The sequence below is a fragment of the Kitasatospora sp. NPDC093102 genome (assembly GCF_040683915.1).
In the GTDB taxonomy this organism is placed as follows: Bacteria; Actinomycetota; Actinomycetes; order Streptomycetales; family Streptomycetaceae; genus Kitasatospora.
On the sequence record NZ_JBFBFA010000021.1, the window covers coordinates 91,754 to 108,203 of the forward strand.

At 72.5% G+C, this 16,450-nt stretch carries 14 protein-coding genes; 7 read left to right on the top strand and 7 right to left on the bottom strand.

What is annotated here, in order from left to right; translation table 11 throughout:
* Window position 1 precedes the first annotated feature (1 nt).
* Genes AB0O11_RS24650 through AB0O11_RS24665 form a run of 4 tightly spaced genes read right to left on the bottom strand, consistent with a single transcriptional unit; the run spans window position 2 to window position 3,483 of the window.
* Window positions 2-1,201, bottom strand: a complete 1,200-nt coding sequence (locus AB0O11_RS24650; RefSeq protein ID WP_363390877.1) for an ABC transporter permease — start codon at window positions 1,199-1,201, stop codon at window positions 2-4.
* Entirely contained in the window at window positions 1,183-1,905 is a 723-nt protein-coding gene (locus AB0O11_RS24655) for an ABC transporter ATP-binding protein (protein ID WP_363390880.1), read from the bottom strand. The genes AB0O11_RS24650 and AB0O11_RS24655 overlap by 19 nt, the downstream gene beginning before the upstream one ends.
* Window positions 1,902-2,993, bottom strand: a complete 1,092-nt coding sequence (locus AB0O11_RS24660; protein ID WP_363390883.1) for a peptidoglycan-binding protein — start codon at window positions 2,991-2,993, stop codon at window positions 1,902-1,904. Before AB0O11_RS24660 ends, AB0O11_RS24655 begins: the two co-directional genes overlap by 4 nt.
* Window positions 2,986-3,483 carry a hypothetical protein gene (locus AB0O11_RS24665; protein ID WP_363390886.1) on the bottom strand — a complete coding sequence of 166 codons (498 nt, stop codon included), beginning with the start codon at window positions 3,481-3,483 and terminating at the stop codon, window positions 2,986-2,988. The genes AB0O11_RS24660 and AB0O11_RS24665 overlap by 8 nt, the downstream gene beginning before the upstream one ends.
* Before the next feature lie 123 nt (window positions 3,484-3,606).
* On the opposite strand from AB0O11_RS24665, the gene AB0O11_RS24670 reads away from it, so the two are divergent.
* From AB0O11_RS24670 to ligA, 3 genes are all read left to right on the top strand, one after another.
* Window positions 3,607-4,272, top strand: coding sequence for a response regulator transcription factor (locus AB0O11_RS24670; RefSeq protein ID WP_363390889.1), 666 nt, complete (start codon window positions 3,607-3,609; stop codon window positions 4,270-4,272).
* A 29-nt stretch (window positions 4,273-4,301) separates the two neighbouring features.
* Entirely contained in the window at window positions 4,302-5,489 is a 1,188-nt protein-coding gene (locus tag AB0O11_RS24675) for an ATP-binding protein (RefSeq protein ID WP_363390892.1), read from the top strand.
* Window positions 5,490-5,565: 76 nt separating this feature from the next.
* On the top strand, window positions 5,566-7,617 hold the full coding sequence (gene ligA, locus AB0O11_RS24680; protein WP_363390895.1) for an NAD-dependent DNA ligase LigA: 2,052 nt from the start codon (window positions 5,566-5,568) through the stop codon (window positions 7,615-7,617).
* A 117-nt stretch (window positions 7,618-7,734) separates the two neighbouring features.
* On the opposite strand, the gene AB0O11_RS24685 is transcribed toward ligA, so the two are convergent.
* Window positions 7,735-10,479: a WD40 repeat domain-containing protein gene (locus AB0O11_RS24685; protein ID WP_363390898.1), complete on the bottom strand. Its 2,745-nt coding sequence runs from the start codon at window positions 10,477-10,479 to the stop codon at window positions 7,735-7,737.
* Window positions 10,480-10,830: 351 nt separating this feature from the next.
* Here AB0O11_RS24685 and AB0O11_RS24690 point away from each other — a divergent pair, with 351 nt between their 5' ends.
* Window positions 10,831-11,643, top strand: coding sequence for an arylamine N-acetyltransferase (locus tag AB0O11_RS24690; RefSeq protein ID WP_363390901.1), 813 nt, complete (start codon window positions 10,831-10,833; stop codon window positions 11,641-11,643).
* Window positions 11,644-11,697: 54 nt separating this feature from the next.
* Here AB0O11_RS24690 and lipB read toward each other — a convergent pair whose 3' ends face one another.
* Complete coding sequence (lipB, locus tag AB0O11_RS24695; protein WP_363390904.1) at window positions 11,698-12,339, bottom strand: lipoyl(octanoyl) transferase LipB; 642 nt, start codon at window positions 12,337-12,339, stop codon at window positions 11,698-11,700.
* A 66-nt stretch (window positions 12,340-12,405) separates the two neighbouring features.
* Window positions 12,406-13,497 (bottom strand): transposase, encoded by a 1,092-nt coding sequence (locus tag AB0O11_RS24700; RefSeq protein WP_363390964.1) that lies wholly within the window; start codon window positions 13,495-13,497, stop codon window positions 12,406-12,408.
* A 503-nt stretch (window positions 13,498-14,000) separates the two neighbouring features.
* On the opposite strand from AB0O11_RS24700, the gene AB0O11_RS24705 reads away from it, so the two are divergent.
* The 3 genes from AB0O11_RS24705 (at window position 14,001) to AB0O11_RS24715 (ending at window position 16,396) form a co-directional block, all read left to right on the top strand.
* Complete coding sequence (locus AB0O11_RS24705) at window positions 14,001-14,687, top strand: SMI1/KNR4 family protein (RefSeq protein WP_363390907.1); 687 nt, start codon at window positions 14,001-14,003, stop codon at window positions 14,685-14,687.
* Between the two features lie 466 nt (window positions 14,688-15,153).
* Window positions 15,154-15,792, top strand: a complete 639-nt coding sequence (locus tag AB0O11_RS24710) for an ATP-dependent Clp protease proteolytic subunit (RefSeq protein ID WP_363390910.1) — start codon at window positions 15,154-15,156, stop codon at window positions 15,790-15,792.
* A gap of 1 nt (window position 15,793) precedes the next feature.
* Window positions 15,794-16,396 carry an ATP-dependent Clp protease proteolytic subunit gene (locus tag AB0O11_RS24715; RefSeq protein ID WP_363390913.1) on the top strand — a complete coding sequence of 201 codons (603 nt, stop codon included), beginning with the start codon at window positions 15,794-15,796 and terminating at the stop codon, window positions 16,394-16,396.
* Window positions 16,397-16,450: the final 54 nt, after the last annotated feature.

Consider the following 16,450-nt stretch of genomic DNA (forward strand, 5'->3'; position numbering starts at 1 on the left):
CCTACCCCGACTGGAGAGCGAGGGTCGGTGAGAGCCGGGCAGCACGGACTGCCGGGTACAGTCCGGCCACCGACCCGATGAGCAGGGTGGCGGCGAAGCCGCCGCCGACCGCCCACGGAGGGATCACCCAGGGCATGCCGCCCGAGGCGGCGAACGCGTACGTGGCTGCCGAGCCCAGCACCACACCGGCCAGGCCGCCGAGTCCGGAGAGCAGCAGGGACTCGGTGACGAACTGGATGCGGACCTGTCCGCGGGTGGCGCCCAGGGAGCGGCGCAGGCCGATCTCGTGACGGCGCTCCAGCACTGAGATGATCATGGTGTTGGCCACCCCGACGCCACCGACCAACAGTGCCACGCCGCCCAGTCCGAGCAGCAGACTGTCGAATGCGCCCTCGGTCGCGGCCTTGGCCTGAAGGGCTGCGGACGGGCTGGAGACCTTGACGTTCTGCGGATTCTGCGGGTCGGCGGTGCGTGCGAGGAGCTCGCGGACCGACTCGACGGAGGCATCCGAGGAGCGTTCGTAGATCTGGGTGGGGTGGCCGTCGAAGTCCAGGAGCGTGCGCGCGGCCTCCCAGCCCACCAGCGCGGACCGTTCGATCTCGGGCGCCAGCGGAATCGGGTCGAGGATGCCGATGACCGTGAAGTACTGGCTGCCGATGAACACTTGCTGACCGGGTCCGGTGATGCCCAGGCGTTCGGCGGCGACGCTTCCGAGCACCACCGAGGGGTAGCGTCCGTTCGCGTCGTTGAGCCAGGTGCCCGCACCGATCGTGCCGCGCAGAGCCTTCAGCAGATCCTCGCCGGCGGCTTTCACGGCGAGACCGGAGGTGTCGCTCTTGGAGATCTTCTCGCTGCGCCGCACCGTCGGTTTCAGGTCTCCGGTCGCGCCGACGTGCTCGACGCCGGGGATGCGGCTGATCATGCCCAGTGCCTCCTCGGGCAACTGGGCTGCTTTACCGCTGAACATGTCCTCGCCGGGGGCGACCTTCAGCATGTTGGTGCCCAGCTTGTCGAGCTGCTGGAGCAGTTGGGCCTTGCTGGAGGCGGAGATGCCGACCACCGCGATCATCGTGGCGATGCCGATGGCGATGCCCAGTGCGGACAGTACGACGCGCATCGGCCGGGAGCGCAGGCCCGCCGAACCGACGTGGAGGACGTCGCGGGGGCCGAGGCGGGCCGGGGTCAGTCGGTCGCGTGGCATTGTTCCTCGCCTTCTGCCGGCTTCGGCGCTCCGGTGTGCGTGTCCTCGACGACCCGCCCGTCGCGGATGCGGACCTGGCGCGGCAGGGCGTCGGCGATCCCGCTGTCGTGGGTGATCACCGCGATGGTGGCTCCGTCCGCGTTGAGGTCGTGCAGCAGCTGCATGACGGCTTCGCCGGAGGCGGAGTCCAGGGCACCGGTGGGCTCGTCCGCCAGCAGGAGGTCCGGCTCGCCCACCACCGCCCTGGCGATGGCCACCCGCTGTCGCTGTCCGCCGGACAGCTCGTGCGGGCGGTGGTGCATCCGGTCCCCGAGCCCGACACGTTCCAGCGCGGTGGTCGCGCGCTTGCGGCGCTCGGCCCGCGTCAGGCCGGAGTAGAGCAGGCCCTCGGCGACGTTGTCCCGGGCGCTGACCCCGGCCACGAGGTGGAAGGACTGGAAGACGAAGCCGATGTGCCGGGCGCGCAGTGCGGACAGCCGACGGTCGGAGAGGGCCGCGATGTCGTGGCCCGCGATGGCGACGGTGCCGGCGGTGGGGCGGTCCAGGGTGCCGACGATGTGCAGGAGGGTGGACTTGCCCGAACCGGAGGGGCCGACGATGGCGAGCAGCTCCTCGCGTTCGATGCACAGATCCACCCCGCGCAGCGCCGCGACCCCGCCCGGATACTCCTTGGTGACCTGGTTCAGTTCGACGACGTTGGTCATGTGTTGGGCACTCCGACCTTCATGCCTTCCGTGAGACCGGATCCGCTGACCTCGACCCTTCCCTGCCCGAACAGGCCGAGCTTGACGGGAACTTCGCGGGCCTTCCCGTCTTCCACGACCTGGACGCCGAAGCCGCCGGCGGGCAGGGCGAGCAGCGCGTTGACCGGGACGGTCAGTACGTTCTCGTGCGTCTCGCCCTTGAGCTCGACGGTGACCGGGGCCTGGTCGATGCCCTTGACCTGCGACGGATCGTCGAAGGTCACCCGTGCAGTGACCTTGGCGGACTGATCCTGCCCGCCGCCGCCCTGGTCCTTCTCATCCGAACCGGCGCTGCGGTCGACGGAGGCGACCTTTCCCTTGGCCTTGTCACCGCCGGGGAGGTTGATCTCCACACCGGTACCGGGCTCGGCGAGCCCGGCATCGGAGACGTCGAGCTTGATCTGTACCTCGCGCTCGGCCCCGGTGACGGTCAGCACCGGGCGGCCCGGGCCCGTCCGGTCGCCGACGGCCGCCTCCTTCTTCTTGACCCGCACCGAGCTCGGTGTGAAGGCGATCTGGTCGGGGCCCGTCTCACCGGTCTGCTGCAGGCCGTGCGACTTCTGCCAGCGTTTGAGCGCCTCCGCCGTGCCGGAGGTGAACTCCTCGTCGACGGTCAGGCCCGCCCCGTAGCCGAGGGCGCGGAGGTTCTGCTTCAGCTGCCGGACGTCCGGCCCCTTGTCCCCGGCCTTCAGCGTCCGGTACATGGGCCGCTCGCCGTACAGCAGCCAGACCTTGCCGCCGTCGGCCTCGTAGAGCGCCTCGTTCTGCTTGATCACCGCGCCGTTGTCCGGGAGCCAGGTGAGGGTGCCCTCGGCGCCGCCGTTGAGCTTGCGCTCCTCGGAGTAGCCGAGGGTTCCGTCCACCCGGGTGCGGCTGCTCAGATCCTGCCGCTTCACCGTGTCGGTCTTCTGCGGCAGGCCGTCCGTGCGCCGCTCCTGGCCCCTGGTGTCGTCACCGCTCACCGAGACGGCCGCTGCCCCGCTCACCAGTGCGCCCGCCACGACCAGCGAGGCGATCACGTACTTTCCGGGACGCCTGCGCTCACTCACCGTTCTGCTCATTGCACGCCTTCTGGGCCTTCTCCATCTTGTCCTGGCTCACATTGGCGCCGCCTCCCACCTGGCTGGTCAGCCGGCCGTCCTTCATCTCCGGGTCCGGCATGTCGATACCCTGCTCACGCATGCACTTCGCGAACTTGACGGCCTCGTCGAGGGCCTTCGCCTGCTCTTCCTGGCTCATTTCCTTCGCAGCACCGGGCAGGTCCTTGCAGGCCTCCTGCGCCTTCTTGAACACCTTCTCGTCCCTGACCTGGACGCCTGCGGCGTGATTGCCCTCCGGCTCCTGCACCTCCACACCGTTGTCACGCAGACACTGGCGGTACTTGTAGCCGTCGTCCTCCTTCGTGTCCTTACCGGACGCGCCCGAGCCCTGAGCACTGCTGCCCTTGCCGGAATCCACACCACCTCCGGTGCAGCCGACAGCGAACAACGCCAGACCCGCGACGAACGCAGCCGCCATGCCGTGCTTGACACTCCCCATGGAATTCCTCCGTATCCGAGACCCGATGGCCGACGGAAGGAGGCTGACACAAGCCCGCATTTCGTCTCTCTTAGCGAAAGCGCTTACATCGACGAAATGTCGCATCAGGTACACATGGATGTCATGCGTGTACTGATCGTGGAGGACGAGGAATTCCTGGCGGACCTGATCGCCGAGGGACTGCGGCGCGACGCCCTCACCGCCGACGTCGCCTACGACGGCTGGGAGGCACTGGACCGGCTGCGCCTGGGCGACTACGACGTGCTCATCCTCGACCGCGACCTGCCCGGCCCGCACGGCGACGAGATATGCCGACACGTCGTCGAAGCGCGCCTGCTGACCCGGGTGCTGATGCTCACCGCCGCCGGTTCCGTCAGCGAGCGCGTCGAAGGTCTCGGCCTGGGCGCGGACGACTACCTCTCCAAGCCCTTCGCCTACGAGGAACTGCTCGCCCGCGTCCTGGCCCTGGGCCGCCGCACCCGGCCCGCCCTGCCGCCCGTGATCGAACGGGCGGGCGTCACCCTGGACACGGCCCGCCGCCAGGCCTTCCGCGACGGCCGCTACCTCGCACTGTCCCGCAAGGAATTCGGGGTGCTGGAAGTGCTGATGCGCGCCGAGGGCGCGGTCGTCAGCGGCGACGACCTGATCGAGCAGGTCTGGGAGGAGAACAGTGGCTACCGCGCCAACGCCGTCCGGGTCACCCTCAGCAAACTCCGCGCCAAGCTGGGTGAACCCCAGGTCATCGACACCGTGCCCGGCCACGGCTACCGCATCAGTGGAGCCACGTGAACCGGCCGTCCACACCGCGCACACGACGCATGCGGCTGCCCGGCGGCGAACGGGTCCGGCTGACGGCGCTCTACGGCGGACTGCTCGTGCTGGCCGGAGCCATGCTCATCGGCCTGATCAACTTTCTCGTGACCCAAGACCTGTACACCACCATCCGTACAGCCGTGGCACGGTCTCCGGCCGATATCCCCGAGGGCTCTGATCCCTCCCTCTACGTCTCCGCCGGACGCGTGATTCCAGGGCCCGTCCCCGCTCAACGCGACCAGGGAACCTCCGAGACCATCACGGTGTTCACACAGGCCGCTGAACAGGCCGCCCAGAACCGGCTGTTGACCGTCTCACTGGTCACCCTGGCCGTCTTCGCCATCGTCTCCGTCGCGCTGGCGTGGTGGATGGCCGGACGGGTGCTGCGCCCAGTGGGGGTGATCACCCGTACCGCCCGGCGACTGTCCGGGGAGAACCTCCACGAGCGCATCGCCCTCGAAGCCCCCGCGGGCGAGCTCAAGCAACTCGCCGACACCTTCGACGACATGCTCGACCGCATGGAGCACCTGGTCGGCGCGCAGAAGCGGTTCGCCGCCAACGCCGCGCACGAGCTGCGCACGTCGCTGGCAGTGCAGCGGGCGGCGGCGGAGATCGGGCTGGCCACCTCCGACCCGGAGGCCGTCGCGCGCATCCGGCGCAAGCTCATCGAGGTCGCCGACAGCAGCGAACGGCTCATCGAAGGCCTGCTGCTGCTCTCCGTCTCCGATCAGGGCCTGGACCACCGCGAACCGGTCGTCCTGGACGAGCTCGTCCGTTCCATCACCGCCGAGTACGCCGTCTCACAGCAGGCCCGCGGCCACGGCATCACCGTCCGGTCCCGGACCACGCCCGTGACGGTGCAGGGCGACCCGGTACTGCTGATGCACCTCGTGCGCAACCTCGTCGGCAACGCCCTCCGGTACAACCACGACGGCGGCCACGTCACGGTCACCGTGCACGGTCGGGCGCTGGAGGTCGACAACAGCGGCCCCCATGTGCCGCCGGAGACCGTTCCGTATCTCTTCGAGCCCTTCCGGCGCCTGGAGGAGCGCCGGCACGCCGCCGGCGAGGGCGCCGGCCTGGGCCTGTCCATCGTCGCTTCGATCGCCCGCGCCCACCAGGCCCGCACCGACGCCGAGGCGAATCCGGACGGCGGACTGACCATCCGCATCGTCTTCCCGAGCCCCGGGTGACAACCCGCCGCCGGACAGTCGCACCACGGCCCTCCCGACGCAAGGCTTTGTCAGTGCCGACCGCCATGATTCCCGCATGATCGACACCGCCGCTCCGCTGTCCTCCCCGTCCGCGTACGCCGACGCCGTCGCCACCGCCGTCCAGGCCGCCGCCGCGTACTACGCCGACGGCTCCACCCCGCTCGGGGACGACGAGTACGACGCCCTGCTGCGGGCCATCGCCGCCTACGAGAGCGCCCACCCGGGCCAGTCGCTGTCCGACTCGCCGACCGGAAAGGTGGCCGGCGGCGCCGTGACCGGCGACGTCCCGCACAGCGTGCCGATGCTCTCGCTGGACAACGTGTTCTCCGCCGAGGAACTGGAGTCCTGGGCCGCCGGACTGGAACGGCGCCTGGGCCGGCCCGTCGCCGCCTGGTGCGTGGAGCCCAAGCTCGACGGCCTCGCCATCGCCGCCCGCTACCGCGCCGGGCACCTGCAGCAGGTGATCACCCGCGGCGACGGCCTCGCCGGCGAGGACATCACCCACGCCGCCGACGCCATCCTCGGCCTGCCCGCCGAACTGACCGAGCCCGCCGACATCGAACTGCGCGGCGAAGTCCTGCTCACCCAGGACCAGTTCGAGCACGCCAACCGGGTGCGCGCCGACCACGGCGCCACCCCCTTCGCCAACCCGCGCAACGGCGCCGCCGGCACCCTGCGGGCCAAGGACCGCCCCTACCGGATCGAGCTGACCTTCTTCGCCTACGACGCCATCGGCCCCGAGGACCTCGCCCACAGCACCCTCCTGGAACACCTCGCCGCCCTCGGCGCCAACACCGCCGCCACCACCGCCGCCCGCCCGCAGCACTGCGCGGGCACCACGGAGGTCCAGCAGCGCATCGAGGAGATCGCCGCGCTGCGCGCCGAGCTGCCGTTCGGGATCGACGGCGTGGTGGTCAAGGCCGACCTGGCCGCCGACCGGGCCGAGGCCGGCTCCGGCTCGCGCGCGCCGCGCTGGGCGGTGGCCCGCAAACTGGCCGCCCAGCACAAGGTCACCCGGCTGCTCGGGGTCGAGTGGAACGTCGGCCGCACCGGGATCATCGCCCCGCGCGCGGTGCTGGACCCGGTGGTGATCGACGGCGTCACCGTCACCTTCGCGACCCTCCACAACCCCGCCGACATCGAACGGCGCGGGCTGATGATCGGCGACCAGGTCTTCGTCTACCGGGCCGGCGACGTGATCCCCCGGGTGGAGGCCCCGGTCCTCGACGCCCGCACCGGAGCCGAGCAGCCGATCGCCTTCCCCGAGGCGTGCCCGCGCTGCGGCGACGCCATCGACACCACCGAACAGCGCTGGCGCTGCATACGCGGCCGCAACTGCCAGGCCGTCGCCTCCGTCCTCTACGCGGCCGGCCGCGACCAGCTCGACATCGAGGGCCTCGGCGGCACCCGCGCCGTCCAACTCGTCGAAGCCGGCCTGGTCACCGACCTGGCCGACCTGTTCACCCTCACCCGCGAGCAGCTGCTCACCCTGGAACGGATGGGGGAGACCAGCGCCGACAACCTGCTCGCCGCGATCGCCGCCGCCCGCACCCAGCCGCTCAACCGGGTCTTCTGCGCCCTCGGCATCCGGGGCACCGGACGGACCATGTCCCGACGGATCGCCGCGCACTTCGGCAGCATGGCGGCGATCCGGGCCGCCGACGCCGAGACCCTGGCCGGCGTCGACGGCATCGGCACCGAGAAGGCCCGCGTCGTCGCCGCCGAACTCGCCGAACTCGCCCCGCTGCTGGACCGCCTCGCCGCCCTCGGCGTGGGCACCGCCGTCACGGCCCCGGCCGCCACCGCCACGGCGGCGGGGGAGAGCGGCACCGGCGACACCGGCGGGGACGGCGGCCCGCTCGCCGGCGAGGCCGTCGTCGTCACCGGCAGCATGACCGGCGCCCTCGCCGACCTCTCCCGCAACCAGATGAACGAACTGATCGAACGCGCCGGAGGCAAGGCCTCCTCCTCGGTCTCCAAGCGCACCACCCTGCTGGTCGCGGGCGAGAAGGCCGGCTCCAAGCGCGCCAAGGCCGAGGAACTCGGCATCCGCATCCTCACCCCCGAGGAGTTCGCCACCCTGGTGGCCTCCCACCTGCCGGCCTGACCCCGGCCGCATCGTCAACCACCAGCACCGGAAGGGCCGTTGGGTGGCCGACCGGCGGCCCCCGCCCCGTCCGAGGGTCCGGCCGGCCGGGCGGACCCTCGCGTTCCCGCCGACCCGTCAGGCCGAGGGCACGTCGGCGGACTCCACCAACCGGAACACCGAGACCTCCCAGCCGAACCCGACCACCAGCCGGTTCGCCGGGGCCGCGGCCAGCGCGTGGACCGGCATCGGCAGCACCAGGCCGGGGCCGACCTGGTGAAGCGTGGCCAGGTCCCAGGTCCGTACGGTGCCGTCCCCGCCGCCGGTGACGAGGGCCGGACGGCCCGCGACCTGAGCGACGACCATCGCGGTGACGTCGTCGTCGGCGGCGCGCAGGGGCGGGCCGACCAGGGCGCGGGTGGTCAGGTCCCAGACGTGCACCAGGCCGTCGTCGCTGCCCGCCGCCACGACCGGGCGGCCGTCGACCACCGCCGTCGCCACCGCCTCGATGCCCGGCCCGTCGTCCGTGTCGTCCGGTTCCCCCGCGTCGTCCAGATCGTCCTCGTCCTCCGGCTCTTCCTCGTCCTCCGTGTCCTCCGGCTCCTGCGCGTCGTCGTCGCCGCGCGGCGAGGCGCCCGGGAGCCCGATCGGCTCGCCGACCGGAGCGCCGGAGGCGAGCTCCCACACCCGCACCGTCCCCTCGTCCGCGGTGACCGCGACCGCCCGGCCGTCGACCACCGCCGTGGCCACCGCGGTCACGTCGGACTCGTGTCCGGCCAGGGGCCCGTGGAGGGCCTCCCCGGTGGCGAGGTCCCAGATCCGGACGAGGCCGTCCGTGTCCCCGGTGACGGCGACCGGCCGGCCGTCCAGCACCGTCGCCGCCACGGCGCCCACGTGGCTGTCGTGGACCAGCGGCGAACCCACCGGGCTGCCGGTGGCCGGATCCCACAGCCGGGCCTCCTCGTCGTACGGCTCGATGGTGACCACCACGGGCCGGCCCTCGACCACCGCCGTCGCCATCGCCTTCACCGGCTCCCGGCGGCCGGTGAAAGGGGTGCCCGCCTCGGCGCCGGTGGCCAGGTCCCACAGGCGTGCCGAGCCGTCCCAGGCGCTGCTGACCACCAGCGCGGTGCCGTCGACCTCGACCGTCGCCGCGGCGGTCAGCTCGCCACCGTGCCCGGGAAGCGGGTCGCCCACGGACCGGCCGTCGACGGCCGGGTCCCAGCGGTGCACCCTGCCGTCGTCGGCACCGACGAGCACCACCGGCCGCCCGTCCTCCGTCACGGTCGCGGCCAGCGCCCGGGTCCGGCCGTGGGGCCCGGCGAAGGCCTGGGCGAGCTGCCGTCCGGTGGCCGGGTCCCACAGCCGCACCAGGCCGGACCCGTCGCAGGTGACCACCGCCGCCCCGGCCCCGGTGTCCGCCGCCGCCACCGTCTGCGGCCACTCGCCGGCGGCGACGAGGCGCTCGCCCAGCTGCCGGCCCGTCACCAGGTCCCACAGGGTGGTCGTGCCGTCCGGACCGCCGACGGCCACGGTCTCCCGGCCGTCGACCACCAGCGCGGCCAGCGCCTGCACCGAGCCGGTTCCGGTGGCCAGCGGTGCCCGCAGCTGACGCCCCTTCGCGAGGTCCCACACCCGCAGCGTCCCCCCGAAGTCGGCGGTCACCGCCACGGGCCGGCGGCCGAACACCGTCGTGGTCATCGCCGCCGGCCTGTCCCGGTGGGAAGCGGCGGAACCGGCCGGCTCGCGCATCGGCTTGCCGACCGGCTCGCCGGTGGCCAGGTCCCAGACCCGCACGCTCCGGTCGTCGCCGCAGGTGACGGCCACCGGGCGGCCGCGCACCGTCGCCGTGGCCACCGAGGTCACCCAGTCGGTGTGCCCGGCCAGCGGCGGGTGCAGGAGCCGGCGCGTCGTCAGGTCCCAGACCCGTACGTCCTCGTCGGTCCCGGCCGACACCGCCACCGCCCGGCCGTCCAGTTCGGCCGTCGCCACGGCGTGGACCGGCCCGACGTGGCCGGTCATCGGTTCGCCGACCGGCTCGCCGGTGGCCAGGTCCCACAGCCGCACGGCGCCGTCGTCCCCGCCGCTGACCACGACCGTGGCACCGTCCACCGCGACCGGCCCCACAGCGACCGCCGACACCCCCTTCCCGTGACCCGCCACGCTCCAGCGGCAGCCGCCCAGTTGGGCGCCGCTGGCCCACTCGACGCGCCGGCGCGGGAAGCGCTCGTCCGCCACCGGGACGGCCTCGATCCGCGCCAGCAGCTCCTTGTCCCCGTACCGGGCGGCGTCGAGCGCCAACAGCTGGCGGCGCACCTCGGCGCCGGCCCCCCGGTGCCGCTGGGCCGAAGCCTCGTACACCGCGGCGCCCAGGCGCCCGAAGCCCCAGGCCTCGGGAAGCAGGGCCAGCACGGTCGCCGGGTCGGCGTTCACCAGGAACCCGGCGTCGGCGAACGGGATGGAGCCCAGGTAGACCGCGACGGACCGGCGCAGTTCGGGATCCGGCCCCGCGGCCGAGCGCAGCCACAGCGCCACGGCCTCCTCGACCTGGCCGTCCTCGGACAGCATCACCCCGAGCCGCTCCTCGGCCAGCTGGCGGTAGGGGTCGACCTCCGACGTGACCGCGCCGCGCAGCAGCCGGTGGGCCTCCGCCCGGTCGCCGCGGAAGCGCGCCTGGTCGGCCGCGTCGATCGCCGCCGCGGTGCCGACCATGTCCTCGGCCAGCCGCGGAGGCAGCGCGGACAGGTCCACCAGCTCCCCGGGACGCGTCCACGCCCGCGGGTCCTCGTCGACGGGCCGGACGGGTGCGCCGTGCCCGGCCTGCGCACGGCGGCCGCCGAACAACCGGCCTATCCAGCCGCGCTGCTCCCTCGATCCAGTCATCGCTCCCCCAACTCCGGTACCGGTCCGGATCAGCCTACTGATTCGCCCCGGACGCCGATCCGCTCCCGGCCGGGCGGCCGGAACGTGACGGTCCGCCCGGAGGGCGCCGGCTGCGACCCTGACGGCTTCCTCGACGGCGACACCGCCGGCCTCGGCGCAGCTCCCGCGAGGGCCGGAAGGGCAGTGCGGGGCATCGTCCGGGGACGGCGCGGCCGCCCCCCGTAACGGCCGCCCCCGAAACAGCAGCCGCGCAACAGCAGCCCCCCGGAACGACCGCCCCCGGAAGGTCGACCCGGGGCGTAGGACCAAAAGCCGATGGCCCCCCGGCCCGCGCCCGGATGAAATGGCCGGATGGACCACGCGCCACACCCCGAGCAGCCGCACCCCGGACTCACCGCCGCCCAGCGGACCGCCTACCTCGACCGCATCGCCCTCCCCGACCCCGGCACGCCCTCCCCGGAGGCCCTCGCCCGGCTCCAGCTCGCGCACCTGCGCACCGTCCCGTTCGAGAACCTGAGCATCCACCTCGGCGAACGCGTCGACCTCGACCCCGGCGCCCTCCTGGCGAAGGTCGTGACCGGCCGCCGGGGCGGCTTCTGCTACGAACTCAACGGCGCCTTCGCCGAGTTGCTCACCTCACTCGGCTACCGGGTGAGCCTGCTGGCCGCCCGCGTCCACGACGGCGAGCGGCTCGGCCCGCCGTTCGACCACCTCGCACTGCGGGTGGACCTCGACGAGCCGTGGCTGGTCGACGTCGGCTTCGGCCGCTTCAGCCGCACCCCGCTGCGCCTGGACGAGCGAGGCGAACAGGCCGACGCCGAGGGCGCGTTCACCCTCGTTCCGGTCGGCGAGCACGGCGACCTGGACGTCCTGATGGGCGACGCACCGCAGTACCGCCTGGGCCTGCGCCCGTACCAGCTCGCCGACTTCGCCCCGACCTGCTGGTGGCAGGCCACCTCGCCGGACTCCCACTTCACCCGCTCGACGGCCTGCTCGCTGCTCACCGCGGACGGCGGCCGGGTGACCATCAGCGGCAACCGCCTGATCACCACCACCCCGGCCGGCGAGCGCACCGAGCGGACCCTCACCGACGGCGAGGCCCTCGCCGCCTACCGCACCCGCTTCGGCATCGCGCTGGAGCGCCTCCCGGCCCTCCCGGGCTGAGGACGCGTACAAGTGCCTTGGCCGCAGAGAGGCGAGCCCCGGCGTACCAGGTCGTCAAACCGCCCCGAGCGCCGCGGCCACGGCCTCGCGCACCGTTCCTTCGGCAGGGGCGGGCCTGCCCGTAGCAGCGGCCATTTCCGCAAGCGAGGTCATTGCCACCTCGGGAAGCCCGCAGGCCGTGAACGCCGAGAACGCCGCCAGGTCCGGTGCGATGTTCAGGGCGAACCCGTGGCTCGTCACGCCGCCACGTATCCTCATGCCGATCGAGGCGACCTTCTTGTGCTCCGGCGTCCAGACCCCGACCAAACTCTGGGCCTTGGGCGGGGTGTCGCGTCGGACGGCCTGCAGACCCAGCGAGTCCAGGGCGCTGACCAAGCCGTGCTCCAGCCAGCGCACGATGTCCCCGGGGCCGCGCTCACGGAGATTGATCACCAGGTAGCCGATCAGCTGTCCCGGTCCGTGGTAGGTCGCCTGACCACCCCTGTCCACCTCCACCAGAGGAATCCCGGTGTGCGCAGGCAGTTCATGACGCGGTGTCCGGGCACTGTAGGTGATCACTGGAGGATGAGTGAGCAGTACCAGCCGATCCGCGATCAACCCCGCTTGACGCTGTCGGACCCAGGTGCCCATCTGCTCAACCGCTTCGACGTAGGGAATCTCACCCAGATCAACCCGTTCCAGCTCGCGCTCGCCCACACCCGACCCTCTCGGTGCCAAACCCACTCAGTGACTCCTCCCCCGGCTGAGGCCGGGGGCTTCTCGCTAACCCGGGCGGGCGTTGCGACGGGCCAGCCCGGCCCGGAGGACGTTGACGGCTCCCACCGTGTCGGCGTGCGCCCGGTGGCCGCAGCCGGTGCAGTGGAAGGTGTCCTGGGTGGGCCGGTTCTCCGCCGCAACATGCCCGCATGCGGGACACGTCCGGGAGGTGTTGCGGGGGTCCACGGCGATCACTTCCCGTCCGGCGCTTTCAGCCTTGGCGTGCAGGATCGTGAGGAACACCCCCCATCCGGCATCCGATATCGAGCGATTCAACCCCGCCTTGGCCGCAGCCCCGTTGGGGAGAAAGACACCCGGCCGCTCGGGATCAGGCCTCGGCGCGGGGGCCTTGACCATGCTGCGGATCCTGAGGTCCTCGTGCGCGATGAAGTCATGCTCCCGCACGAGATCGAGGGCGGTCTTGTGCGCGTGGTCGAGCCGTTGACGGCGGACCTTGCGGTGCAGCCGCGCGACGCTCTCCACGGCCTTGCGGCGGCGGTTGCTGCGGCGTTTGCAGCGGGAGAGGGCCTGCTGGGCGGCTTCGAGCTTCGCGGCGGCTGTCCGGCCGTGGCGGGGGCTGGGAACGAACCCGCCATCGGAGTCGGCGAGGAAGCTGGCTATGCCCATGTCGATGCCGACCACCGCACGGTGCCGGTTGACCTTGACGTGCCCAATGCCCTGGAAACGGACACGGGTCACCGCATCGTGCGGGGTTGAGTCCCAGCGGCAGCCGTCGCCGTCCTTGGGGAAGTCCACCGTGTCGAACCGGTTCACGCCCCGAAAGCGCGGGTATCCGGGTTTCCCGCCGGACGTGACCCGGCGGAAGAACGCCGCGAACGCCTTGTCCAGTCGTCGAAGCGTCGCCTGCTGGGAGGAGAAGGACCAGCGGCCCTGACACTCCGGGTCGAACGCCCGGATCTCCTTCAGCTGCGCGGACTGGTCACCGTACCGGACCGTCGTCCCGGAGACATGCCGCCAGGCATCACGCCGTTCCTGCAGCGCCCCGTTGTAGAGCGAGCAGTGATCCCGCAGCATCTCGGAAAGTGCTTGCTGCTGGCCCACGGTGGGCCGCAGCAGGAACTTGTACGCACGAATCAACACGACCCACCCCCTCCACCGGCTCGCCAATCACCATGCCACACGCCACTGACAGAAGACACCACGAACGTTCTGCCACGCAGGGATGCGGCGGCGCTCCGCGCCGCCGACCTCAGGATTGGATTCCCTCCCCGGCTGAAGCCGGGGATACCCTCCGAAGATCAGGGATGGACAGGCCGAGCGTACGCCGAACGAAGATGCGGCCAGGGCGAGCATTGCCCGACGTGGCACCTGGCGGCCGCCGTCGCGCAGCAGAAGCAGGTCGCGGCCGTGGGCGAGGGCGCCGCCGTCGACCGCGAGCGCCGAAAGGTACTGGTCGCCACGGGCGTCAGTGTGGCACCCACCCCCGACACCCTGGCCGCCCCGCGCACCCCGGGGCGAGCTGAGGACCCGGGCCCGTCCGCCGATTCTCCGTTGATCACCCCCGCCCTGACCTGGCACGATCGTCCGCACGGGGGGATGGCGACGGGCCGGCGCGGACGCCGTCCGCGAAGGAGGACACGGTGGAGACCACGGAGCGGGACGCGGGCTGGGCGGGGGTGCGCGAACAGGTGCTGGCCCTGCGGACGGCGCCGTTCGCGGCAGAGGTGTTCGGCGCCCGGCGGGCGTCGGGGCACGGCTTCCTGCTGGAGGCACCGCTGGAGGAGACCGAGCTGGCCGACGCGGAGGCGCAGTTCGGCGTCCGCCTCCCGCCGGACTACCGCTCCTTCCTCCTTGAGGTGGGCGCCGGCGGAGCAGGCCCGCACTACGGGCTCTTCCCGCTGCGGCGCGACCGGCAGGGCTGGCACTGGAGCGAGGACGGTGTCCGCAGCGACGGTGCGCTGCTCGCGCGGGACTTCCTGTCGGCGCAGGAGCGCACGCGACTGGAGGAGGACCTCGACGCCCGCGAGCCGGTCGAGGCGGACTTCCCCGACGACGAGTCGTACCGTGCGGCGTTCCGGGCCTGGGACGCCGAGTGGAAACGCCTGGACCAGCGGATCACGGCCGGAGCGATCCGCCTCGGCCACGAGGGCTGCGGCTACTACACCTGGCTGGTCGTCACCGGCCCGGAGCGCGGCACCCTCTGGTTCGACGGCCGCGCGGCCGACCTCTCGCTGACCCCGCTCACCAGCGGGGCCGACCGGCTCGGCTTCCGCGGGTGGTACCTGGACTGGCTGGCCCGAGCCACCCGGACGGCACACGGCCGGTGAGCCCGACGCCGGCCGACGCCGCCCGGCCGAAACGGACGGGTGCGCCGTCATCGGCCGTCAATCCACGGTTTATCGCGCTGCCGCAGAGTGTCCCCCGGCCGCAGGAGTGCCCTGCGGCCGAGATCGGGGGCCTCGTGGGAACGTACGCCAGGACCGCCGGTGCCGCGACGGCCGGTGGCAGCGGCACCAACGCCACCGCCGAGTTCTCCGCCTGGGGCCGGTAGCCACCGCACCACGGGAGCACCCCACCGTGGTGAACACCCGCTACCCGCCCCGAACGGCAGGTAGCGCCCCGGCCGGCCCGACCTCCGTCGGACCGGCCGGGCCCGTCCCGACCGCCACCCGGCCCGGTCCGGAACGCCGCCTCTGCCGGTGGCGAATCTGCGGCGGGCAGAGAAACCGCATCCGGGGGCCGCCCCGGGCCAAGAGTGGAGTCGACGGCAAACCGCCCCGACGAGGAGAGCAGATGACTCCACTCACCACGCCCCCGCCCCGCGCCGCGGAGGGCGACACGCAGCCCAGCGCCTTCGACGACCACCTCGCGGCGCAGCTGCTCGCCCAGCGGATCGTCCTGCTCGGCACGCAGGTCGACGACGTGTCGGCCAACCGGGTGTGCGCGCAGCTGCTCCTGCTGTCGGCCGAGGACCCGCGCACCGACATCAGCCTGTACATCAACAGCCCCGGCGGCTCGGTCACCGCGGGTCTCGCCATCTACGACACCATGCGGCTCATCCCGAACGACGTCTCGACGCTGGCGATGGGTTTCGCCGCCAGCATGGGCCAGTTCCTGCTCACCGTGGGGGCGTCCGGCAAGCGGTTCGCCCTGCCGAACGCGCGGATCATGATGCACCAGCCCTCGGCGGGCATCGGCGGCACCGCCGCGGACATCGAGATCCAGGCGGAGAACCTCCAGTTCACCAAGAAGGCCATCGAGCGGATCACCGCCGAACACACCGGGCAGAGCGAGGAGACCATCGCGCGCGACGGCGACCGGGACCGCTGGTTCACCGCCGGACAGGCCAGGGAGTACGGGATCGTGGACCGGGTGGTGGAGTCGGTCGCCGACATCCGCCCGGCCGCCTCCCGCCGACGGATCGGACTGTGACATGGGCTCGTACACGGTTCCCTACGTCATCGAGCGGACCGCGCAGGGCGAGCGGTCCTACGACGTCTTCAGCCGGCTGCTGAACGAGCGGATCATCTTCCTCGGCACCGAGATCGACGACTCGGTCGCCAACGTGGTCATCGCCCAACTCCTGCACCTGGAGGCGGAGAACCCGGAACGGGAGATCTCGATCTACCTCAACTCGCCCGGCGGATCGTTCACTTCACTGATGGCGATCTACGACACGATGACCTTCGTGCAGGCGCCGATCTCCACCTTCTGCGTCGGCCAGGCGGCGTCGACGGCGGCGGTGCTGCTGGCCGGCGGAGACCCCGGGCGACGGTTCGTGCTCCAGCACGCACGGGTGCTGCTCGGCCAGCCGGCCAGCGGCGGCCGGCAGGGGACGGTCTCCGACCTCAGCCTCGCGGCCAAGGAGATGGTCCGCATCCGCTCGCAGGTGGAGGAGGTCCTCTCCCGGCACACGCACCACGACGCGGCGACGCTGCGCGCGGACATGGACCGGGACAAGGTGCTCACCGCCGAGGAGGCCGTCGCCTACGGGATCGCCGACGAGGTGCTGAGCCGGCGGCTCGCGTTCGCCTGACCGGCGCGCGGCCGGGTACGACGAGGGCGTGCCCCCGCCGTACCCGGCCACTGG

Excerpts from the sequence above, each read along its gene's own strand:
- AB0O11_RS24650 (WP_363390877.1), bottom strand. The coding sequence starts at position 1,201 with ATGCCACGCGACCGACTGACCCCGGCCCGCCTCGGCCCCCGCGACGTC.
- AB0O11_RS24655 (WP_363390880.1), bottom strand. The coding sequence starts at position 1,905 with ATGACCAACGTCGTCGAACTGAACCAGGTCACCAAGGAGTATCCGGGC.
- AB0O11_RS24665 (WP_363390886.1), bottom strand. The coding sequence starts at position 3,483 with ATGGGGAGTGTCAAGCACGGCATGGCGGCTGCGTTCGTCGCGGGTCTG.
- AB0O11_RS24670 (WP_363390889.1), top strand. The coding sequence starts at position 3,607 with ATGCGTGTACTGATCGTGGAGGACGAGGAATTCCTGGCGGACCTGATC.
- AB0O11_RS24675 (WP_363390892.1), top strand. The coding sequence starts at position 4,302 with ATGCGGCTGCCCGGCGGCGAACGGGTCCGGCTGACGGCGCTCTACGGC.
- ligA (WP_363390895.1), top strand. The coding sequence starts at position 5,566 with ATGATCGACACCGCCGCTCCGCTGTCCTCCCCGTCCGCGTACGCCGAC.
- AB0O11_RS24685 (WP_363390898.1), bottom strand. The coding sequence starts at position 10,479 with ATGACTGGATCGAGGGAGCAGCGCGGCTGGATAGGCCGGTTGTTCGGC.
- AB0O11_RS24690 (WP_363390901.1), top strand. The coding sequence starts at position 10,831 with ATGGACCACGCGCCACACCCCGAGCAGCCGCACCCCGGACTCACCGCC.
- AB0O11_RS24710 (WP_363390910.1), top strand. The coding sequence starts at position 15,154 with ATGACTCCACTCACCACGCCCCCGCCCCGCGCCGCGGAGGGCGACACG.
- AB0O11_RS24715 (WP_363390913.1), top strand. The coding sequence starts at position 15,794 with ATGGGCTCGTACACGGTTCCCTACGTCATCGAGCGGACCGCGCAGGGC.